This is a genomic window from Pseudomonas sp. PIC25, from assembly GCF_002286785.1.
GTDB lineage: Bacteria > Pseudomonadota > Gammaproteobacteria > Pseudomonadales > Pseudomonadaceae > Pseudomonas_M.
Genome location: NZ_MUJY01000047.1, coordinates 57570 through 78545 on the forward strand (window position 1 = coordinate 57570; position 20976 = coordinate 78545).

At 62.8% G+C, this 20976-nt stretch carries 19 protein-coding genes and 4 tRNA genes; 3 read left to right on the top strand and 20 right to left on the bottom strand.

All coding sequences use genetic code 11. The annotated features are described in order from the left end of the window. Position 1 precedes the first annotated feature (1 nt). Genes BZL41_RS04800 through BZL41_RS04820 form a run of 5 tightly spaced genes read right to left on the bottom strand, consistent with a single transcriptional unit; the run spans position 2 to position 6434 of the window. Positions 2-2206, bottom strand: coding sequence for a response regulator (locus BZL41_RS04800; protein ID WP_095598239.1), 2205 nt, complete (start codon positions 2204-2206; stop codon positions 2-4). A 7-nt stretch (positions 2207-2213) separates the two neighbouring features. Continuing rightward, positions 2214-3854, bottom strand: a complete 1641-nt coding sequence (locus BZL41_RS04805; protein ID WP_095598240.1) for a methyl-accepting chemotaxis protein — start codon at positions 3852-3854, stop codon at positions 2214-2216. A 19-nt stretch (positions 3855-3873) separates the two neighbouring features. Further along, positions 3874-4485, bottom strand: a complete 612-nt coding sequence (locus tag BZL41_RS04810) for a chemotaxis protein CheW (RefSeq protein ID WP_095598241.1) — start codon at positions 4483-4485, stop codon at positions 3874-3876. Continuing rightward, the gene (locus BZL41_RS04815) at positions 4469-5974 is read right to left on the bottom strand and encodes a CheR family methyltransferase (RefSeq protein ID WP_168190948.1); all 1506 of its coding nucleotides are present in this window, start codon (positions 5972-5974) and stop codon (positions 4469-4471) included. Before BZL41_RS04815 ends, BZL41_RS04810 begins: the two co-directional genes overlap by 17 nt. Continuing rightward, a complete protein-coding gene (locus BZL41_RS04820) occupies positions 5961-6434 on the bottom strand; it encodes a chemotaxis protein CheW (RefSeq protein WP_095598243.1) in 474 nt (157 codons plus the stop codon). The genes BZL41_RS04815 and BZL41_RS04820 overlap by 14 nt, the downstream gene beginning before the upstream one ends. A gap of 187 nt (positions 6435-6621) precedes the next feature. Between BZL41_RS04820 and BZL41_RS04825 the strand changes: the two genes are divergently transcribed. Beyond that, a complete protein-coding gene (locus tag BZL41_RS04825) occupies positions 6622-7086 on the top strand; it encodes a copper chaperone PCu(A)C (RefSeq protein WP_095598244.1) in 465 nt (154 codons plus the stop codon). Between the two features lie 7 nt (positions 7087-7093). Here BZL41_RS04825 and BZL41_RS04830 read toward each other — a convergent pair whose 3' ends face one another. The 3 genes from BZL41_RS04830 to gorA are packed head-to-tail and all read right to left on the bottom strand — an operon-like array spanning position 7094 to position 9469. Then, positions 7094-7483, bottom strand: a complete 390-nt coding sequence (locus BZL41_RS04830; RefSeq protein WP_095598245.1) for a VOC family protein — start codon at positions 7481-7483, stop codon at positions 7094-7096. After that, positions 7480-8106, bottom strand: a complete 627-nt coding sequence (locus tag BZL41_RS04835) for a trimeric intracellular cation channel family protein (protein WP_095598246.1) — start codon at positions 8104-8106, stop codon at positions 7480-7482. Before BZL41_RS04835 ends, BZL41_RS04830 begins: the two co-directional genes overlap by 4 nt. Before the next feature lie 4 nt (positions 8107-8110). Then, positions 8111-9469: a glutathione-disulfide reductase gene (gorA, locus tag BZL41_RS04840; protein WP_095598247.1), complete on the bottom strand. Its 1359-nt coding sequence runs from the start codon at positions 9467-9469 to the stop codon at positions 8111-8113. A gap of 97 nt (positions 9470-9566) precedes the next feature. On the opposite strand from gorA, the gene BZL41_RS04845 reads away from it, so the two are divergent. After that, positions 9567-9989, top strand: a complete 423-nt coding sequence (locus BZL41_RS04845) for a VOC family protein (RefSeq protein ID WP_095598248.1) — start codon at positions 9567-9569, stop codon at positions 9987-9989. A gap of 64 nt (positions 9990-10053) precedes the next feature. Here the strand turns inward: BZL41_RS04845 and galU are convergent, their stop codons facing one another. The 12 genes from galU to BZL41_RS04905 all read right to left on the bottom strand — a co-directional run bounded on the left by galU (position 10054) and on the right by BZL41_RS04905 (position 20053). Beyond that, on the bottom strand, positions 10054-10893 hold the full coding sequence (gene galU / locus BZL41_RS04850; protein WP_095598249.1) for a UTP--glucose-1-phosphate uridylyltransferase GalU: 840 nt from the start codon (positions 10891-10893) through the stop codon (positions 10054-10056). Positions 10894-10942: 49 nt separating this feature from the next. Next, the gene (locus tag BZL41_RS04855) at positions 10943-12304 is read right to left on the bottom strand and encodes a UDP-glucose/GDP-mannose dehydrogenase family protein (RefSeq protein ID WP_095598250.1); all 1362 of its coding nucleotides are present in this window, start codon (positions 12302-12304) and stop codon (positions 10943-10945) included. Between the two features lie 98 nt (positions 12305-12402). Then, positions 12403-12774, bottom strand: a complete 372-nt coding sequence (locus BZL41_RS04860; protein ID WP_095598251.1) for a response regulator — start codon at positions 12772-12774, stop codon at positions 12403-12405. Beyond that, the gene (locus BZL41_RS04865; protein WP_168190949.1) at positions 12771-14543 is read right to left on the bottom strand and encodes a sensor histidine kinase; all 1773 of its coding nucleotides are present in this window, start codon (positions 14541-14543) and stop codon (positions 12771-12773) included. The genes BZL41_RS04860 and BZL41_RS04865 overlap by 4 nt, the downstream gene beginning before the upstream one ends. A 62-nt stretch (positions 14544-14605) precedes the next feature. Beyond that, the gene (locus tag BZL41_RS04870) at positions 14606-15766 is read right to left on the bottom strand and encodes an ATP-binding protein (protein ID WP_095598253.1); all 1161 of its coding nucleotides are present in this window, start codon (positions 15764-15766) and stop codon (positions 14606-14608) included. A gap of 308 nt (positions 15767-16074) precedes the next feature. Beyond that, a tRNA-Leu gene (locus tag BZL41_RS04875) sits at positions 16075-16161 on the bottom strand. Positions 16162-16321: 160 nt separating this feature from the next. Continuing rightward, a tRNA-Cys gene (locus tag BZL41_RS04880) sits at positions 16322-16395 on the bottom strand. 44 nt (positions 16396-16439) lie between these two features. Further along, a tRNA-Gly gene (locus BZL41_RS04885) sits at positions 16440-16515 on the bottom strand. Positions 16516-16580: 65 nt separating this feature from the next. Further along, positions 16581-17141 (bottom strand): CDP-diacylglycerol--glycerol-3-phosphate 3-phosphatidyltransferase, encoded by a 561-nt coding sequence (gene pgsA, locus BZL41_RS04890; protein WP_084333640.1) that lies wholly within the window; start codon positions 17139-17141, stop codon positions 16581-16583. A 197-nt stretch (positions 17142-17338) separates the two neighbouring features. Then, positions 17339-19162, bottom strand: a complete 1824-nt coding sequence (gene uvrC, locus BZL41_RS04895; RefSeq protein WP_095598254.1) for an excinuclease ABC subunit UvrC — start codon at positions 19160-19162, stop codon at positions 17339-17341. A 1-nt stretch (position 19163) separates the two neighbouring features. Next, a complete protein-coding gene (gene uvrY, locus BZL41_RS04900) occupies positions 19164-19808 on the bottom strand; it encodes a UvrY/SirA/GacA family response regulator transcription factor (RefSeq protein WP_095598255.1) in 645 nt (214 codons plus the stop codon). A gap of 155 nt (positions 19809-19963) precedes the next feature. Then, positions 19964-20053: transfer RNA gene (locus BZL41_RS04905), tRNA-Ser, on the bottom strand. A 128-nt stretch (positions 20054-20181) separates the two neighbouring features. Here BZL41_RS04905 and BZL41_RS04910 point away from each other — a divergent pair. Beyond that, entirely contained in the window at positions 20182-20847 is a 666-nt protein-coding gene (locus tag BZL41_RS04910) for a Bax inhibitor-1/YccA family protein (protein ID WP_095598256.1), read from the top strand. Positions 20848-20976: the final 129 nt, after the last annotated feature.

A 20976-nucleotide genomic window follows, 5' to 3' on the forward strand; every position in this document is an offset into this window, starting at 1 on the left:
GTCAGATCAACCGGCGAATGGCATCCAGCAAGGTTTCCTGCTCGAAACCACTCTTCACCAGATAGGCGTTGGCGCCCGCTTCGAGCCCGCGGGCGCGGTCTTCGGCGGAATGCAGGGCGGTCACCAGAACCACCGGCAGCTCGGACAGCTCGCGGTCGGCACGAATCCGGGCGGTCAGGCTGAAGCCGTCCATGCGGGGCATTTCGACATCCGAGACCAGCAGGTCGAACTGGCCCTGCTTGAGGGCGTTCCAGGCTTCCAGGCCGTCGTTGGCCGTCGCGACCTGATAGCCGGCCGCCTCCAGAATGGTTTTCAACAGGCCCCGGGAGGTGAAGGAGTCTTCGGCGATCAGCAGGCGCTGGACCTTTTTCTCCGCCGCCTCCCGCGAGGCCAGGGCCGGACCGCTACCAGTCGTGCCCAAGGCGCTCTGGTAGAGGTCCTGGGGGTGCAGGATCGGCACCAACCGGCCGTCGCCCAGCACCGTGGCGCCCAGCAGGTTGGGGACGCGGATCAGTTGCCGTCCGAGGTTCTTGACGCTGATTTCCTGATCGCCCAGCAATTCGTCGATCAGCAGCGTGAAGCGATCTCCGCGCACCTTGAGCAACAAGGCCAGCAGTTCGCTGCCATTTATCGGTGTCGGCTCCAGGCCCAGCACTTCGGCGAGGGTCCAGACCGGCAGTACCTGTTCGCCAACCACCAGCGAAGGCCGGTTCTCCAGGCGCTTCATCGCCGTGTCCGGCAGACGCAGACAACGCTCCACGGCCAGGGCCGGGACGGCAAATACACGCTCGGCCACGCGCACGATCACCGCGCGGAAAATCGACAGGCTGATCGGTAGGTGCAGGCGGAAGCAGGTCCCCTGCCCCGGCCTGGACTCCGTCTCGACATGCCCGCCGATCCGTTCGACCGCCTGTTCCACGATGGCCATACCCAGGCCGCGCCCGGACAGGTCGGTGATGATCGCGCTGCTCGACAGGCCAGAGGTGAACACCAGCGCCTGAGCCTCTCCGATAGACAACTCGGCCGCCTGTTCGTCGTTCATCAGGCCGAGCTCCACGGCACGCTTCTTCAGCCGCTCGACGTCGATGCCCTGGCCGTCGTCGCGTATCCGCAGTTCGAAACGGTCGGCAGATTCCTGGAACAGCTCGATCTCGATCCGCCCCACTGCCGGCTTGCCCTGTGCGGTACGCACGTCGGGCGGCTCGATCCCATGGTCGACGGCGTTGCGCAGCAGGTGGGTGACGACCGGTCGCAGCTCATCGAGAATGCGCTTGTCGATCTGTAGAGTCTCGCCGCGCATGTGCAGTTCCAGACGCTTGCCGGCCTGGGCGGCGAGGTCCTGGGCCATGGCCGGCAGGCCTTCCAGGAGGCTGCGGCCGGACAGCAGGAGGACGTCTTCCAGCCCTTCGCGCAGGTTCTCCGAGAGCTGTGCCAGTCCCAAGGCCAGATGCTGCCCCGCCTTGACCAGGCGGACGGCCTCGAAATGCTGGCGATCGAGCTGCGCCAGACTCCAGTCCACATAGTCGAGCAGGTTCTTCAGTGCATCGCGCAGGCTGGGGGCCAGCTCATCCAGGCCGGCACGCAGGGGCTTCAGGGTTTCCTGGCCGAGCAGTTGCCGGGCGCGTTGCGGCTGGAAGCTGTCGGCAAGCGCCTTCAGGGCCCGTGCATGAGCCTGCGCCTCGAGCTTGTGCTGGAGCAGGGTTTCGCTCTGGAACAGCAAGGCATCCAGACGCGGGGCGGAGACCCGCACGGTCGCCGGGTCGGCTGGCATGGCGGTGCTCTGCACAGGCGGCGCGTTCTCCGGCAGGACTACCGCCTCGCCTTCCGCGGCCGCTTCCAGGCTTTCGATCAACTGGGCCTGATCGTCTTCGTCCAGTTCCTGGCCGGCCTGCAGCCCCTGAACGGCATGCAGGGCATACCGGCACAATTCGACACGTTCCGGCGTCAGCGTCAGTTGGCCATGACGGGCCGCGCTGAGCAGGCTTTCCCAGGCATGGCAGAGGCGCTCGATGGCGCCCAACCCGGCAGCCCTGGCAGCGCCCTTGAGGCTATGCACTTCACGGAACAGGGATTCGATGGACTCGGCGGTGGCGCTCGCCTCGCGCCAGTTGGCCAGCCCGGCGGCCAGGACGCCGAGACGTTCCTCCGCCTCGACCCGGAAGCTGGCCAGTAGGCGTTGCCGCAATGCCTCGCGATCAAGGGGCATGATGGGCTCACAGTTTGAACTTGGCGGCCAGGCCTTTCAGCTTCAGGCCCAATTGGTGAAGGTTCTTCGCCGCCAGGTCGACTTGGCGAGCACCGCCGACGTTGTCCTGGCTGGCCTGGCGAATGCTTTCGATGGCACTCACCACCTGGTCCATACCGATCATCTGCTGCTGGCTGGTGGCGGCGATCTGCATCGCGACTTCGCTGGAATCCTCGATGTTCCGGCTCAGGGCACGGATCGCCTCGCCGGCCGCCTGGGCGCGCTGGTAGCCGCTTTCCACCGCCTTGCTGCCTTGCTCGGCCAGCAGCACGGCCTTGGTCATGGCCTTCTGGATGTCGCCAAGAATGCCCCGGACTTGGGCCGTCGCCTGCTTGGATTGGTCGGCCAGTGCCTTCACTTCCTGGGCGACCACGGAGAAACCCTTGCCAGCCTCACCGGCTTTCACCGCCTCGATGGAGGCGTTGACCCCCAGCAGGTTGGACTGTTCGGCCAAGTCACCCACCGAGGCGACGATCTCGCCGATCATCTGGCTCTGCTCGCCGAGACGCATGATGCTTTCCGCCACCGCCTGCATCTGCTCGCGAATCTGGCTCATGCCCTGCAGCGTTTCCTCCACCGACTGGCGCCCGTCCTGGGCCACCTGACGGGTGCGCTCGGTGCTCTCCGCCACCATCTGCGACTTGTTGCCGGACAACACGGCGGTCTGCTTGACCTCTTCGACGGTGGTGGCGATTTCGCTGATGGCGGTCGCGGTCTCCTGGGCGCCCGCGGCCGTCTGCGCCGTGGCCGCAAGAATCTCCTCGCTGGACGAGGCCAGCACGGAGGTGCTTTCGTTCAGCTCGGTCACCAGTTCCCGCAGGTACTGGCTCATGTTGACGAAGGCTTGGCCGAGCCGCCCGACTTCGTCCTGGCGGGCGCTGTCGGGGATTTCCCGGGGGATTTCGCCACGGGCGATCTGCTCGGCCCAGCCGGTCAGGCGCGACAAGGGACGGGCGATGTGCTGGCTGAGCAGCCAGGCGAACAGCGCACCGCTCACCAGCAGCGCGAGGCCGAGAATCAGCACGCGCTCGCGCTGTGCTTCGAGGACGGCGCCAGAGCGTTCCAGCGATTGGGCGACACGTTGGTCGGTCAGCGTAGTCAGCTTCAGGCCGAGGGCATGGATCTTGTTCATCCGCTCCAGCTGGATTCCCATGATCAGCGCCCGTGCTTCTTCGATGCGACCTTCACGAATCAGTGGAATGATCTGGTTATCGCGCGCACTGGCATTGAGCGCGCGGTTTTCTTCGATCTGCTCGAGGAGTTCGCGGCCCTCCTGGTCATCCTTCAGGCCGGCACGCAGACGCTCCACCACCCGGTTGTTCTCTGCGGTGATGCGGCGGATTTCCGCTTCGTATTCGGCACTCTGCGGGCCACTTTCCTGACTGATGGCCATCAGCAGTTCGGCACGCTGGGCATTGATATTGATGCGCAGCTCCTGCACCGCCGAGATGCGCTCGAAGCTGCGCTTGAATTGCTCCTCCTCCGCCTCTTGTAACCCGACGAAGCGCTCAAGGGTGCTGTACATCAAAGTGCCGAAGCCGAGAATCAACGCACCGAAAGCGAAAACCAGCTTGCTGCCGATGCGCAGATTCATCAGGTAATCGAGCATGTTCATGTCTCCTTGCGCCCTATCCATCGATTTCCACGCGCAGGCTGGCATCGCCCAGCAAGCGCGCCCCATCCAGTACCGTCCATTGCGTCGGTGTCACCCCGAGCAGATAGCTGGCCCGGACACCGGTCAGGCTGGCCATGCCACTCTGCAAGGTGGCTTTCTCCAAGGGCTGGATGCCCAGTACCCGGTCGACCAGCAGACCGAACTCCATCGACTCGTCCTGCAGCACGACGAGGAAATTCTTGTCGGCCAGCCCGCTGACCGGCAGTTCGAAGAGAATGCGCAGGTCCAGCACCGAGACGATGCGCCCACGCACGTTGACGATGCCCAGCACGTAGGCGGGCGTTCCGGGTAGCGGGGTGTACTGGGCAAGCGGCAGGACCTCCGCCACGTGCCGGCTCTCCACGGCATAGGTCTCGCCGCCGAGGCTGAACGCCAAGACTTCCAGGAACGCGTCCGGCATCGCCTGTTCCGGGCGCCGGGCCCATTCCCGGGTACGCGCCAGCAGGCGTTGCTCGCGCTCCTCGGCACTGAGGGCGAAGCCGCTTTCGATGCGTCGTTCCAGCTCGTCGAGGCTTTGGCGGATGCGCGTCCAGGCCGCCGCATCACGGTTATCGGGGTTGGCCACGGCCTTGTTCCTCCCTGAGTTGTTCGCACAGGCGCCGCAACTGGCTGCCGCTCATGCCATCACCATGGGGAACCGGGGCGTCCTCCGGCAACCGGACGAGCAGCTCCAGACACACCTGCAACGCCTTGTCGGCAGCGGCCGGGTTGCCGGCTTCACGCATCAGGCGGGCCTGCAGGAAATGTCCGAGGATGAAATCCGGATCCAGGTAGAGGGCCTTCTGCAGGGCCTGTCGGGCGGCCTTGGCGGAACCGCTCTGGTGTGCGAGTAAAGCCAGCAACCAGTAGCAGGTCGCCGAGTCCGGCTCCAGGCTCAGGGCACGTTGCAGCCAATTCTCGGCCTCGACCGCCTGCTGTTGGTCGGCCCAGCAACGCGCCATCAGCTGGCAGGCGCGGCTTTTGTCGGCGACACCGAGGGCCGGTAGCGACAGGTAGTCGAGCAGGTGCTGCCGGGCCTGGTCGTAATGGCCGCCGGCATAGGCCGCGCTGGCTTGTGTCCAATGACTCTCCGATTGCACCGGCACCGCCATGGGCCGCCGCTCCGGCTCGCTCCGAGTCGACGGAGGGCGCGGAAGGACCGGAGCACGAGGTCGAAGCGCGGAGGTCTCGTACGCCGCCTCCACGTGCGGCCTGCTCGCCGGCTGCCGCACCAGGGCGTAGTTGCTGGCCGCCCAGCGCCCGCGCAGCCCGGCCTGGGTGGCGATGCCCGCCTCCACCGCGCTGAGCAACAGCAGTCCATCGTCGCTCAGGCAACGGAGCAGGCCTTCCAGCGCCTTCGTAGCCTGTTCCGGAGAGAAGTACATCAGCACGTTGCGGCAGAGAATCAGGTCCAGGCCGGCGAAGCCCTGGCTCGGGTTAGGCAAGGCGCCACTGGCCAGGTTGTAGCGGATGAAACGGATGCGTCCGCGCCAGGCCGGTTTGACTCGCCAACCGCGCCCTTCGGGCTGGAAGAAACGCGTGGTGAACAGCTCGTCGTTGTGGCGCAGCGCATTGCGGCCGTAGCGCCCCTGCTCCGCCACGCTCAGGAAGCCGGCATTGATGTCGCTGGCGATCAGCTCGAGGTTCCAGCGCTTACGTTCGGCGCCCAGCAGGTCGTCGAGCAGGAACAGCAGGCTGTAGGCCTCTTCGCCGGTACAGCAACCCGCACTCCAGACCCGCAGGTAGCGCGAACCTTCCTGACGGCGACGCATCAGTAGCGGTGCCAGGAACTCATAGGCCAGCCAGTCGAAAACGTCCGGGTCACGGCGGAAGTAGGTCTCGCCGACGGTCAGCGCCGGCGTCAGGCTTTGAATTCGGCCGTCGTCCCACTCGCTGGCGGCCAGCTCGGCCAGCCATCCGGCCGGATTGTCGATGTCCTGTTCCAGCGCCAGCAGGCGCAGGCGCTTGAGCAGTTCATCCGGTCGTGCACCATAGTCGCTGCCCAGGTGCCGGTGAACCTTGCGCACCAGGGCATCGAGCACGATGCCGGCCCCCTGTGACTCAGGGCGTATCATCGGCGGACTCCCGCTTCTGCAAGGTGCTGTCCAGCAAGGCTTCGTCGCTCTCGGAGAGCAGTCGCTCGACATCCTGGATCAGCAGCAGCCCTTCGGCGGTCCGCACGACGCCGCTCAGCAGTTCGCTGGGAACGCTGGGATGCGGGGCGGGTTGGAAGTCTTCGGCGACGCAGACGGTGACCGTCTCCACCGCGTCCACCGGCACCACCAGTTGGCGCCGTTGGGTCTGCAACCATAGGTAGGGTTGCCAGAGCGCGGCCGGCGGCGAATCCCAATCGAAACGCCGCGCCAGATCGATCACCGGCAGGATGCTGCCGCGCACGTTGACCAATCCGCTGACCGTTGCCGGCGCACCGGGCAGCGGTGTGCCGACCAGTGCTGGCAGGACTCTGACCACTGTTTCCAGGGTAACCGCAAGGCGATGTCCAGACAGCCAGAACGGCAACACCTGTGCATGCATGAAGGCTTCCTTGTCGCGATATCTCCCTTCACCCTAGCTCAAGGTCCGTAGGCGTCCAGCCGGCCAGTGGAACGCATCAGTGCGCAAAAAGCAGATTTCTGCGCTACCCGGTCGCATCCATGTGGACGGCCACACGTGCTAAGGTTGCGCCGGTTCTCAACCACGGACTTCAAGGAGCGCAGGCAAGATGCGATTTCGTCTATTGGCTACCACGGCGCTGGCACTGTTCTGCGGCGTTGCCCCGGCCCATGAATTCGAAGTGGGCTCACTGGAAATCGATCATCCCTGGTCGCGCGCGCTGCCGCCCAACGCACCGGCGGGCGCCGCTTATTTCACCATCGTCAACAAGGGCGAAGAAAACGACCGGCTGGTTGGCGTACAGACGCCCAAGGCGGGCAGCGCCATGCTGCACACCACGGTCCAGATCGGTGAAATGATGAAGATGCAGCATCTGGATTCCATCGCCATCCCGGCGGGCGGCAAGGTGGAATTCAAGCCCAACGGCAATCACGTGATGCTGATGGGTCTCAAAGAGCCGCTGGTGGACGGCGAGCGCTTCCCCCTGACCCTGGAATTCGAAAAAGCCGGCAAGGTCGAAGTGGAAGTAGTGGTCGGCCCCGCTGCGGAAGAGCAGATGCCCCACCACCACTGAACATGAGTCAGCCGTTTGCCTCCGAGTAGCGGCTGACCTCGATCAGGTTGCCATCGGGATCGCGGAAGTACACCGACTCGATGGGCCCCAATGTCCCGGTCCGTGCGACCGGCCCCTCCTCCACGTCGATCTTCTGCGCTTTCAGGTGCGCCAGCACCCTGTCCAACGGCCATCGTGTGATCAGGCAGAGATCGATCGCCCCAGCCGTGGGTCGGGCGGCCTTCGGCTCGAACTCGCGGCCGACCTGATGCAGGTTGAATTTCTGTTGGCCGAAGACCAGGGCACTGCGCCCCTGGCCAAAGGTTTCGTGGCGCATCCCCAGCACCCGCTCATAGAACGCAACGGTACGTGGGATATCGGCGACAGTGAGAACCAGATGGTCGAGACGTTCGATCATGTGTATCGGTCCAGAAGGTGGAAACGGGGCAACGACAGGTGCCAGCGGATCGCCGCCAGGCGGGTGAACAACACCACCAGCATGGAGAGTCCGGTATCCAGCCAATGCGGCGTTCCCAGTTCACGGAGGGCGATGAACACCAGGGAGCCGAGGATGCAGGCCGTGGCGTAGATTTCCTTGTGGAAGATCAGCGGAATCTCGTTACAGATCACGTCACGCATCACGCCACCGGCCACGCCAGTCATGACGCCCATGATCACTGCGGTACTGAGCGGCACCTGGTGCTGCAGGGCTACCTCGGTACCGATGACGGTAAACACGGCGAGGCCAAAGGCATCGGCCACCAGCAGGCCGGTCTCGTGGATCGGCCGGGTCAGGCGCACCCAGGCTACCGTCCCGACCGCCGCCAGGGAGGCGACCAGGATGTAGGTGTCGTCGCGGATCCAACTGACCGGGTGGTTGTCGAGGATCAGGTCGCGCAGGGTGCCACCGCCCAGGGCGGTGACGATGGCGATTACGAGCACGCCGAACAGGTCCATGGACTTGCGCCCGGCCATCAGCGCACCCGTGATGGCGAAGACGGCGACGCCGAACAGATCGGAGAAATAGAACAGGTTCTCCATGTCTTCAGATCGCCGTCGGGATGCGCATGGTGACGAACTCTTCGGCCGCCGTGGGGTGGATACCAATGGTGTCGTCGAATATCCGCTTGGTGGCGCCGGCTTTCAGCGCCACGGCCAGTCCCTGAATGATCTCGCCGGCCTCCGGGCCGACCATGTGGCAGCCCAGCACGCGGTCGCTCTCGGCATCCACCACCAGCTTCATCAGGGTGCGTTCGAGGTTGTCGGTGAGGGTCAGCTTCATCGGCCGGAAGCGGCTTTCGTAGACCGTCACCTTATGCCCCGCCTCTCGTGCCTGCTCCTCGGTCATCCCGACGGTGGCGATGTTCGGCAGGCTGAAGACCGCGGTGGGAATCGTCTGGTAATCCACCGGGCGGTATTCCTCGGGCTTGAACAAGTGCCGTGCGACAGCCATGCCTTCTGCCAGCGCGACGGGAGTCAATTGCACCCGGCCGATCACGTCGCCGATGGCGAACACCGAAGCCTCGCTGGTGCGGTACGCCTCGTCCACTTGGATGAAGCCGCGCTCGTCGAGGCGGATGTCGAGGTTCTCCAGGCCGAGGTTGTCCAGCATCGGACGGCGGCCGGTGGCGTAGAACACGCAGTCGGTTTCAAGCACTCGGCCGTCCTTGAGGGTCGCAGCCAGGCTACCGTCGGGCCGTTTGTCGATGCGGGCGATGTCGGCATTGAATTGCAGGTCCATGCCCTTCTTCAGCAACTCGTCGCGCAGGTGGACACGCACGGCCTTGTCGAAGCCGCGCAGGAACAGGTCACGGCGGTACAGCAGCGAAGTGCTGGCACCCAATCCATTGAAGATGGAGGCGAATTCCACCGCGATGTATCCCCCACCCACCACCAGCACGCGTTTCGGCAATTCGGGCAGGTAGAAGGCATCGTTGGAATCTATGGCGTGCTCGCGTCCGGGAATGTCGGGAATCTGCGGCCAGCCACCGGTGGCGATCAGGATATGGGCAGCGCTGTAGCGCTTCCCGTCCACTTCGACGGTGTGGGCGTCGCACAAACGGGCATGGCCTTCCAGCAGGGTGACGCCATTATCCAACAGCAGGTTGCGGTAGATGCCGTTGAGGCGTTGGATTTCACGATTCTTGTTGGCGATCAGGCTCGGCCAGTCGAACACCGGCTCCCCCGTGCTCCAACCGTAGCCACGCGCCTGTTCGAAGTCTTCCGCGTAGTGGGCGCCATAAACCAGCAGTTTCTTCGGTACGCAGCCGACGTTGACACAGGTACCGCCCAGGTAGCGACTCTCGGCCACCGCTACGCGGGCGCCGAAGCCGGCCGAGAAACGCGCCGCCCGCACACCGCCGGAGCCGGCGCCGATCACGAATAAGTCGAAGTCAAAAGCCATCGCTGTTCTCCTTTTCAGGCCGCCAGCATAGCGCAAGAGAACCCTGGCACCGCACTTCGGCCTAAGCTTCGAGTGTCCCGACGGAGGAGGAAACCTCATGCGCCCTACCCTCACCCATCTGGCCCTGCATGTGCCGGACCTGGACGCTTGTATCCGTTTCTATGAAGAGTTCTGCGGCATGCGGGTGTTCCACGAGCGCGCCGGCAAGGGTTCGCGCATCGTCTGGATGGCCGAGCCGGGCAAGGAGCACAGCTTCATCTTCGTGATCATGCCTGGTGGGCAGGACCGTTATCTGGCCGTGGACGACTACAGTCATTTCGGTTTCGCGCTGGACAGCCGCGAGGCGGTGGATGCCATCGCACGGAAGGCGGACGCTGCCGGCTGCCTGATCTGGCCGCCACGCGATGAGCCTTATCCAGTGGGGTATTACTGCGGTCTGCGCGACCCGGCGGGCAATTACGTCGAGTTCAGCTACGGGCAGCCGCTCGGGCCTGGCTCGGAAACCATGCCGATTCCGTAGGCTCCCCCTAGAACGACAAGGGGAGCGAATCCTTCGCTCCCCCTGGTCGCCAACCGGTTAGGACTTAAAACGCCTTGCCCGGCTTGTAGAAATGCTCGAAGCAGAAATTGGTAGCTTCAATGTAGCCTTCCGCGCTACCGCAGTCGAAACGCTGGCCCTTGAACTTGTAGGCCAGCACACAGCCATCCTGGGCCTGCTTCATCAGGGCGTCAGTGATCTGGATTTCGCCGCCCTTGCCCGGCTCGGTCTGCTCGATCAGTTCGAAGATGTCCGGGGTCAGAATGTAGCGGCCGATGATCGCCAGGTTGGACGGAGCGTCTTCCGGCTTGGGCTTCTCCACCATGGTGTTCACCCGGTAGATGTCGTCGCGGATCATCTCGCCGGCGATCACGCCGTACTTGTTGGTCTCTTCCGGCGGCACTTCCTCGATGGCGACGATGGAGCAACGGAACTGGTTGTACAGCTTGACCATCTGGCTGAGGACGCCGTCACCGTTCAGATTGAAGCAGAGGTCGTCGGCCAGGACGACGGCGAACGGCTCATCACCGATCAGCGGACGGCCGCTGAGGATGGCGTGGCCAAGGCCCTTCATTTCGATCTGGCGGGTATAGGAGAACGTACATTCGTCGATCAGGCGACGAATCCCGACCAAGTACTTTTCCTTGTCGGTGTTACGAATCTGGTGTTCCAGCTCATAGCTGATGTCGAAGTGGTCTTCCAGCGAGCGCTTGCCGCGCCCGGTGACCATGGCGATCTGCGACAAACCTGCCTGCAAGGCTTCTTCGACCCCGTACTGGATCAGTGGCTTGTTCACCACTGGGAGCATTTCCTTGGGCATGGCCTTGGTGGCAGGTAGGAAGCGAGTGCCATAACCGGCGGCGGGAAACAGGCATTTCTTGATCATGAGAGTCCTTAGGACGGCGGATTCCGAAAATAAAACAACGCCGCCTTTCTCAGGCGGCGCTTGCCTTGCGCTGTCCGGCCCGTGGGCGTCCTATACCCTGGTAGATGAATCCCAGTTCCGCCATCTGGACCGGATCGTACAGGTTACGACCGTCGAACAATGTCGGGGTTCGCATCGCTGCACGGACCTGAAGAAAGTCGGGCTGGCGGAATTGTTTCCACTCCGTCAGCAGGACCAGCGCATCGGCGCCTTCGGTCGCTGCATAGGGTGACTCGCCGAAGCGCAACTGTCCATTCTCCGTTGCGATGGGATAGCGCGCGGCGACTCCGGCATTAGCCACCGGATCGTAGGCCTGGACTCTAGCTCCGGCCTTGAGCAGGGCCTCCAGCAGGACAAGGCTGGGGGCTTCGCGCAGGTCGTCCGTCCCCGGCTTGAACGACAGCCCCCATAGCGCCACCACCTTGCCCTGCAAGCGCCCGCCAAAATGCGCGTGCAAGGCCTGGAACAGCAAGGTCTTCTGCAGCGCATTGCGCGCTTCCACGGCGCGCAGGATGTCCGGCTCGAAGCCTTCCTGCTCGGCCGTGCGAATCAGCGCCCGTACGTCCTTGGGAAAGCACGATCCGCCATAGCCGCAACCGGCATAGATGAAATGGGTACCGATACGCCGGTCGCTGCCAATGCCCCGGCGCACATCCTCGATGTCCACGCCGAGCCGGGCACAGATGCCGGCCATTTCGTTCATGAAGGAAATCTTGGTGGCGAGAAAGGCGTTGGCCGCGTACTTGCTAAATTCCGCCGCCCGTACGCTCATGCACAGCACTCGCTCGTGGTTACGCAGGAAAGGCGCGTACAGCCGCCGCAGCAATTCGGCGGTGTCCGGCTCGTCGCAGCCGAGGATGACCCGATCCGGTCGCATGAAATCCTCGACGGCCGAGCCCTCCTTGAGGAACTCCGGGTTACTCGCCACCGGCACCCGGAACCGCTGGCACCGCGCCGACAAGCGCGCCTGGATGCGCTGCGAGACCTGTTCGGCGGTCCCCACGGGAACCGTGGACTTGTCTACCACCACGCAGGGAGCGGTCAGGCAGTCGCCGAGTTCGTCGGCCACCGCGAGAACATGGGAGAGATCCGCCGAGCCGTCTTCCCCGCTCGGCGTCCCGACGGCGATGAAAATCACCTCGGCCTGGTGCACGCCTTCGTCGAGCCGCTGTGTGAAGCTCAGACGGCCACTGGCGAGCTGGCTTTTCAGAATGCCGTCCAGCCCCGGCTCGTAGATGGGCACCTCGCCCCGGGCGAGCCGGGAAAGACGAAAGGGATCGCGCTCGACACACACCACACGATTGCCCATCTCGGCGAAACAAGCCGCCGTCACCAGCCCCACATAGCCCGCACCGATCACGCTCAGTCGCATTGCGGCACCCTCTCTCGATGAGTTTCCGCAATTGCAACCAACGACAATGGCAGCGATGTGACGAAGACAAGACAACCTGATGACGATACCAATCGGAATCAGGAGAGGTTCAGCGCGGTCCGCAGAGCCGACTCCAGGTCGGACAGCATGTAGGGCTTGCTCAGGACCGGGCGGTCCTGCCAACGCTCGGGCAAGCCGCTGGCACCGTAGCCGGTGGAGAAGACGAAGGGAATCCGGCGCTCGGCCAGCCGTTCCGCGACCGGATAGACCTGAACGCCCGCGACATTGATATCCAGGATCGCGATGTCCGCCTCGACGCTGCTCGCCAGCCTCAGCCCTTCATCCACGGACGCTGCCAGGCCAACCAGCGTACAACCGAGCTCCAGCAGAATATCTTCGAGAAGAAAGGCCACAAGGGTTTCGTCTTCGATGAGCAATACCCGACAGCCATCAATCTCCGTCCCCGTCATATCAGTTCCGGAACCTCCGATGCATTGGCTTCTTCGAGGGGGAAGCGGATGCGACAGCAAAGTCCCTCGCGACAATAGGTGAAGTGAACATCGCCGCTCAGCTCGTGCACGATGCTGCGCTCCACCAGACGAGTACCGAAGCCCTGCCGGCTCGGCGGTACGACCTCGGGACCATCCCGTTCACGCCATTCGAGCGCGAGCATTTCCCCGTGACTGCTGTCCTCCATTCGCCAGGAAACATCCAGCCGCCCTTCCGGGTAAGAGAGCGCGCCATATTTCGCCGCATTGGTGGTCAGCTCATGGAACGCCATTGCCAGGGTCAGCGCGGCACGTGGCCCCAGTCCGATGTCCTCGCCCGTCAGGCAGATGCGCGGCGTTCCGATCGTCCAGTATGGGGCGAACTCCTGCATCATGACCGAGCGCAGGCTGGCCCCCTCCCAATGGCTATGGGTAAGCAGGTCATGGGCCTTGCTCAGGGCGATCAGACGGGAGGAAAAGCTGGCGCTGAAGTCCCTGACCGACTTCGCATTACGAAGGCTCTGCGTGGCAATGGATTGAACCGTCGCCAAGGTGTTCTTCACCCGATGGTTGAGCTCATGGATCAGCAACGACTGGCGCGCTTCGGCCCGCTTGTGCTGGCTGATGTCGACCAGCATGTTCACCGCGCCGATCAACTCGCCGTCGCTATTGCGCAGCGGCATGGGATACGCCGCGAACGGGACCTGGGTACCGTCGGGCCGCTCGGCGATCGCTTCGCCATGGATGGCCCGTCCCTGCTTGAGCGTGGTCGCCATCGGGCATTCGTCATGCGCCATCGGCGAACCGTCCGGCCAGCGCAATAGCCAGGAGCCGCACCACTCGGTCTCTCCCAGGGGCGGCCTGTGCCCCCAAAGTCGGGCTGCCGCCTCGTTGAAGTAATTGATCCGCCCACAGGCGTCGGTGGTATAGATCGCCGCCGACAGGCCGTCGAGCAGATTGCGCATGTGCTGCTCGCTCTGGCGCAGGGCTCTTTCGTCCTGCCTGCGCCGCGTGATGTCCCGCGTCACGGCGAGCTGGGCCTGGCTTCCGTCAGGCATGCGCAGTGGCACGGCATGGGTCTCCATGTGCCGGCGCGTTCCTTTCAGACCGACCTGGTCGTACTCCCAGGTCCGCTGCATGCCCTGGCAGACCTGCTCATGATGTTGCTGCCATTGCTCGCGGTGTTCGGCGGCGATCCAGGTGCGCATGGGCTGTCCGATGACTTCGTTGAGATCATCCGCCTCGAGCAAGGCCAGCCCCGCTGAATTGATCTGTAACAACGCGCCTTCGGACGAGACGATCTTCACGCATTCCGGATTCGCCTCGACTACCGCTCGGAGAAAGCCCTGGCTGTCACGCAGCGCCTGCTCGGCCCGCTTCCGTGCGCTGATGTCCTGGAAGCAATTGACCGCACCGTTCAACTGTCCGTTTTCGGTGAACAGCGGATTGATATTGACCAGTACCCAGACTCTTTTCCCGTCGGGTTGCTCGATCTGGACTTCGAGATCACTGGCAGGAATGCCGTTGCGCAAGGTCGCCGCCATGGGAGTTTCCGCATGGGGCAGCGGGCGCCCGTCCGGCCAAAACAAGCGATGGGCCCCACAGAAGCGCTCGTCCTTGTCGCCCAGGCGTGGCGTCCGGCCCCAGAGTTCGCAAGCCTTGCGGTTGTAGCGGACGATGAATCCCGCGGCATCGCAGACATAGATGGCAACCGGCAGGAGATCCAGGAAACGATCGTCGACGACTAACACCTGCGGCGCCCCGCCATGCCTACCATTCGGAGGGAGCCCGAGAGCAACGGAATTTTCCTGCATCAATGGACTCCTTCGTTACCGTCGCTTCTCGGAAAATAGAGTCTGACCAGCGTGCCGCGCCCAAGCTCGCTGTCGATCCGGACGTGCCCCCTCACCTGGCGTACGAAACCATAGATCATCGACAGTCCCAGCCCCACGTCGCCACTGGCCGGCTTGGTGGTGAAGAACGGATCGAACACCCGCTCCAGAACGGCATGGGGCATACCGATACCACTGTCTTTCAGGGAGATCTGGACGTAATCGCCCGGTTCGAGACCGATGCAGCCCTCCGTCGCCGCCGCGTCCAGGTGCGCGTTGCTGGTGCTCAAGGTGACGCTGCCCCCCTCCGGCATCGCTTCGCGCGCATTGGTCATCAATTGGATGAGCGTGTTTTCCAGATGCAGGCGATCACTCGATGCCAGCCAAATGCCCTCCGACGTGTCCACACTCAGACGGTTCTGCGTGCCCAGGCTTTGCTCCAATTCGGGCAGAAGCTGGGTGATCAGTTGATTGACATCGACAGGCCGGATATCCAACGGCTGTTTGCGGGCGAACGCGAGCAACTGTTGCGTCCTGTCCGTGGCCCGCTGCGCGGACGTCAATGCCACCTCGATGAGCTGGTCGAGTTCCTGGACGCGTCCGGACGCCAGCCGGCGATTCAGCAGGTCCAGGCCGAATACGATGCTGGTGAGCAGGTTATTGATGTCATGGGAGATCCTCCCGGCCAACTGACTGAGGGCTTCCATCTTCTGAGCCTGATACAACGCCCCCTGAATGGAATGCCTCGCGGCAGCCGCCTCCTTTTCCCAGGTGACATCGCGCCCGACGAGATAAAAGCAGTCGCCCTTGCGAGTTGCCGACCAGGAAATCCAGCGATAACCACCTGTCTTGTGTAGCAGGCGTAGCTCGAAGCGCTGCATGGGGAGCCCCCTGCCCAGGTTCTCGAGCTGGCCAACCAGGGTTTCCTCCTGTTCAGGATGGACGAGGGTCTGCAGGGAATTCCTCGTCGCCTCTTTCTCGGTCCACCCGAGGATGTCGCTGAATGCCGGATTCACACGAAGAAAACATCCCTCATGCGAGGCGATAGCCAGGATATCCGGGACCAAGGCCCAGACGCGGTCATGCTCCGACAGAACCGTGTCGCCCTCTTTGACGAACGGTTGTACGTCCTCCGTCAGCATGTCTCAGGCGCTCCCTGAGCGTTCCGTTTCATACGCCTACCACACTAACCTCTGATTCCGATTCAAGTCGCCCGCTCCTTCCGAATGGTCCGTTTGTCATTGGAGTCCAGACCACAGGATCGACCGGCAGAATGACCCCGCATGCCATGATAGGTCCACAAGCGAGAGCGTCAGTTCCCTGAAAACGCCGACAAAGTGACAAATTGCACAGAGGGCATCGCCGAACGCCGCTGAGCCAGTTCGTTCGATAAGGAAAGGAGAGAAGGACGGCGGGGGCGCTGGGTTCCGCAATCGGTAGCAAGACGGTGTGGTGCCCGGAGCCGGGGTCGAACCGGCACGGGGTTGCCCCCGAGGGATTTTAAGTCCCTTGCGTCTACCGATTTCGCCATCCGGGCGGTAGCGCTGTGAAGCGTGGCGACGGCGCAGGTGGCGCCGAAACGAGGGCAGGAATATATACAGCCACCCTCTCCGAAGCAAGCATGCCACAGCTTTTCCGATTGCCGATCCGTAAAGAAAAAACCCCGTAGATCAATGACCTACGGGGCTTTTCTATAGTGGAGGCCGAGGTCGGAATCGAACCGGCGTACACGGATTTGCAATCCGCTGCATGACCACTCTGCCACCCGGCCTCAAACGAAGACGCCGCATACTGCGGCGTCAACGTCGAACGATTTGGAGCGGGAAACGAGACTCGAACTCGCGACCCCGACCTTGGCAAGGTCGTGCTCTACCAACTGAGCTATTCCCGCATCGTGGTGACGGGCGCCATTCTATAGATTCGAATCGCGCCGTCAAGCCTTTGATTCAAAAATAGTTATTTCTTTTCCGGCGTGGTGCTGAGATGCGGCCAGGCGGCCATCAGGTAATTCAGCATGGACCACAGCGTGAGCCCCGCTGCAACCAGCAGAAGCACGTAGCCAAGCCCCACCCAGAACGTCAGAACCGGCGGATTGCCCAACAGGATGATCAGGGCAGCCATTTGCGCCGCGGTTTTCCATTTACCCAGATTGGAAACCGCCACCTGTGCACGGGCTCCCAGCTCCGCCATCCACTCCCGCAACGCTGAGACCACGATTTCACGGCCGATAATGATTGCAGCCGGCAACGTCAGCCAGAGATTGGCGTGCTCTTCTACCAGCAGGACCAATGCGACCGCCACCATCAGCTTGTCCGCTACCGGATCGAGGAAGGCGCCGAATGGCGTGCTCTGCTCCAAACGCCGCGCCAGATAGCCATCCAGCCAGTCCGTCACGCTGGCGAGAGCGAACACGGCACTCGCCGCCCAGTAGCTCCAGGAAAACGGCAGGTAGAAGAACAGAATAAAGACTGGAATCAGTAGAACGCGCAGTACGGTGAGCAGATTGGGGATATTCATCGATGCGACTGAGCAGAGATCCGGGGAAGGTTTGCCAGCACGGCGGGCCGCACTGCTCGAAGGGAAAGCGTTGTCGTGTAGCCGGGTTTCGTCATTCGTCTCTCTACTGGGATGAGCAAACGCCTCTCCTTGTTCCTCAGACTTGGCGGCTCGCCGGTCAGCCCGTCGCACGCCACGAAAACCATGCCGGTGCGATTCTACTCGCTGTGCAAGGCGGCATAAATCGACTCCGCCAGTTTTTTGCTGATGCCCGGAGCCTTGGCGATCTCGTCGACACTGGCCCTTGCCAGTTCCTGGAGCCCGCCGAAATGCTTGAGCAACTCGCGCCGGCGCTTGGGACCCACCCCGGCCACGTCTTCCAACGTCGACGTGCGCCGAGCCTTGCCGCGTCGCGCCCGATGTCCGGTGATCGCAAAACGGTGTGCTTCATCACGAACCTGCTGAATAAGATGCAAGGCGGGCGAGTCGGCCGGCAAGGTGAACTCATGGGCTGCATCGTTCAGGTACAGCGTTTCGAAACCGGGCTTTCGCGTGACGCCCTTGGCGACCCCGAGCAGGATCAGGTCGGGAACGGCCAGCTCCTGCAATACATCTTGAGCCATTGCCAACTGCCCCTTGCCGCCGTCCACCAGAAGAATATCCGGCAACTTGCCCTCTCCCTCCTTCAACTTGCTGAAGCGACGGGTCAGAGCCTGGTGCATGGCAGCATAATCGTCCCCCGCAGTCACGCCTTCGATGTTGTAGCGCCGGTAATCGGACTTCAGCGGGCCCTCCGGCCCGAACACCACGCAGGAGGCGACCGTCGCCTCACCGCTGGAGTGACTGATGTCGAAGCATTCGAGGCGCGCGGGCGGTTCGTCCAGCTCCAGGGCTTCGGCCAGTGCATCGAAACGCGCGGCCAGATGCTGACGGTTGGCCAGGCGCGCCCCCAATGCCTGCTCGGCGTTGGTGACGGCGAGTTGTTGCCAGCGAGAACGCGTACCGCGAACACGGTGGCTGATCGCCGGCGCCCGGCCACGAAGTTCGCTGATCGCGGCAGCCAGGGTGGCGAAGTCCTCATGCACGGTGTTAACGATCAGCTCCGACGGCAGGTCGCGCTCCTGGCTTCCCAGGTAATACTGGGCGAGGAAAGCCAGCAGCACCTCGTTCGTCTCTTCCTCGATGCCGACCTGGGGGAAGAAGTTCTTGCTGCCTAGCACGCGTCCGCCCCGAACGCTGATCAGGTGTACGCAGGCACCGCCCGGTGTGACGATGGCAGCGACCACGTCCACGTCACCGCTCCCACCCTCCATGCTTTGCTGATCCTGGACACGGCGCAGCAGCGCCACCTGATCGCGCAATTGTGCGGCCCGCTCGAAATCGAGGCGCATCGCGGCCTGCTCCATCTCGGCGGAAAGCTCTTCGGCCAGTGCGTTGCTGCGCCCCTCGAGGAACATGATCGAGTGCCGGACATCCTCGGCATATTCCTCCGGCGTCACCAACCCGACGCAGGGCCCCTTGCAACGCTTGATCTGGTACTGGAGGCAAGGCCGGGTGCGGTTCTTGAAGTAGCTGTCTTCGCACTGGCGAACCAGGAAGCCCTTCTGCAACAGCGCCAGGCTCTCGCGGATAGCCCCGGCGCTGGGATAAGGGCCGAAGTAACGTCCTTTCGCCTTCTTCGCCCCGCGGTGAATGCTCAGCCGGGGGAAGTTGCCATCGGAAAGATAGACATAGGGATAGGACTTATCGTCCCGCAACAGGATGTTGTACGGCGGTCGCCATTCCTTGATGAGGGTCTGCTCGAGCAGCAGCGCTTCTGTCTCGTTGGCCGTGATAGTGGTTTCGACCTGAGCGATCCGACCTACCAGCGCAGCGGTCTTGGGGGCCAGGCCGGTCTTGCGGAAATAGCTCGAAAGACGCTTCTTGAGGTTCTTGGCCTTGCCCACATAGAGCAGCTTGCCGTCCGCATCGAGCATGCGGTAGACACCGGGACGGCCACTGCAGGTGGCCAGGAAGGCGCTGGCATCGAACGGCTGGGACATCTCAGCTGCTGGCGTCGACCATGCCATGACGTACCGCAAGCAACGCCAGCTCGACATCACTGGTGATCGAAAGCTTCTCGAAAATGCGATAGCGGTAGGTGTTCACCGTTTTTGGCGAAAGACTGAGCTTGTCGGAAATAATCTGCACTTTCTGGCAGTTGGCGATCATCAGGGCGATCTGGATTTCCCGCTCGGACAACAGGTCGAACGGGGACCCGTTGACCTTTGGCTCGAAAGACTTGAGCGCAAGCTGCTGGGCGATCTGCGGGCTGATATAGCGCTGGCCGCCGAACACCAGGCGAATGGCCTGAACCATTTCCTCCAGTGCCGCACCCTTGGTCAGGTAACCGGCAGCACCTGCCTGAAGCAGTCGGGTTGGGAACGGGTCGTCTTCGCACACGGTCACCGCCACCACCTTTATATCGGGATGGCTGCGCTGGAGTTTGCGGGTTGCCTCGAGGCCGCCAATGCCGGGCATCTTGACGTCCATCAGGATGACGTCGGGCTTGAGTTCGCGGGCTTTCTTCAGGGCTGCTTCGCCGGAATCGGCCTGTCCAACCACCTGCAGGCCATCGATATCGGCCAGCATGCGCGTGATGCCTGTTCGAACCAGATCGTGGTCGTCGACCACCAGCACCCTAATCAAGCGACACCTCGTTGTGCGTCAAGAGCCGCCCCTGTAGCGGTCTTATTTGAGTGCAGGCCACCATAGCAAAAAAGGGACGGGTAGACCTAGCTTGGCGCACGCGCGTCAAATAGCAAGCGTCAAAAATACTCGAGCCGCCGATTTGAGAATTTAGATGGCGGAGGCGGTGAGATTCGAACTCACGGAAGAGTCTCCCCTTCGGCGGTTTTCAAGACCGCTGCCTTAAACCACTCGGCCACACCTCCGCATAAGCGCGGGCGGCAATAGTACCGAATCGCAACACACTGTCAAACTCTCCGAGTTGGCAGTCATGACGTCTCTGTTATGATCGATGCGACGCAAGTCACGGACCACTCAACTCAGGAGCGTTGCCATGCACGAACACGATTACGCACTCAGTCATGCTCAGACAGGACAGCTGGAAGTCAGCCGCGTCCTGCGCAATACCTATGGCCTGCTGGCCATGACCCTCGCCTTCAGCGGTCTGGTCGCGTATGTGGCACAACAGATGAACGCCCCGCGCCCCGGCTTCCTGGTGGTGCTCATCGGCTTCTATGGGCTGTTCTTCCTGACCGCCAAGCTGCGCGACTCGGTGTGGGGTCTGGTTTCCACCTTCGCCCTGACCGGTTTCATGGGTTATACCCTGGGCCCGATCCTAAGCCTCTACCTGAGCATGCCCAACGGCGGCGAGGTGGTCAGCTCTGCCCTGGCCATGACCGCACTGGTGTTCTTCGGACTGTCGGCCTACGTGCTCACTACCCGCAAGGACATGAGTTTCCTGGCCGGCTTCATCACCGCAGGCTTCTTCGTACTGCTCGGTGCCGTTCTGGTCAGTCTGTTCTTTCAGATCAGCGGCCTGCAATTGGCGATCAGCGCAGGCTTCGTGCTGTTCTCCTCGGCATGCATCCTGTTCCAGACCAGCGCTATCATTCATGGCGGCGAACGCAACTACATCATGGCGACCATCAGTCTGTATGTTTCGATCTACAACCTGTTCGTAAGCCTGCTGCAACTTCTGGGCGTTTTCAGCGACGACTGAAGTCCCGCTTCTTGACCGAAAGGGCCCGCTCCGGCGTAATGCTGTTCACTTAAGCGGAGCAGCCTTCCGATCCACTGGATAGCGGGTCTTCGAAATCTTCACCGTCCTGGGCCTTGATGGCCTTGGGCG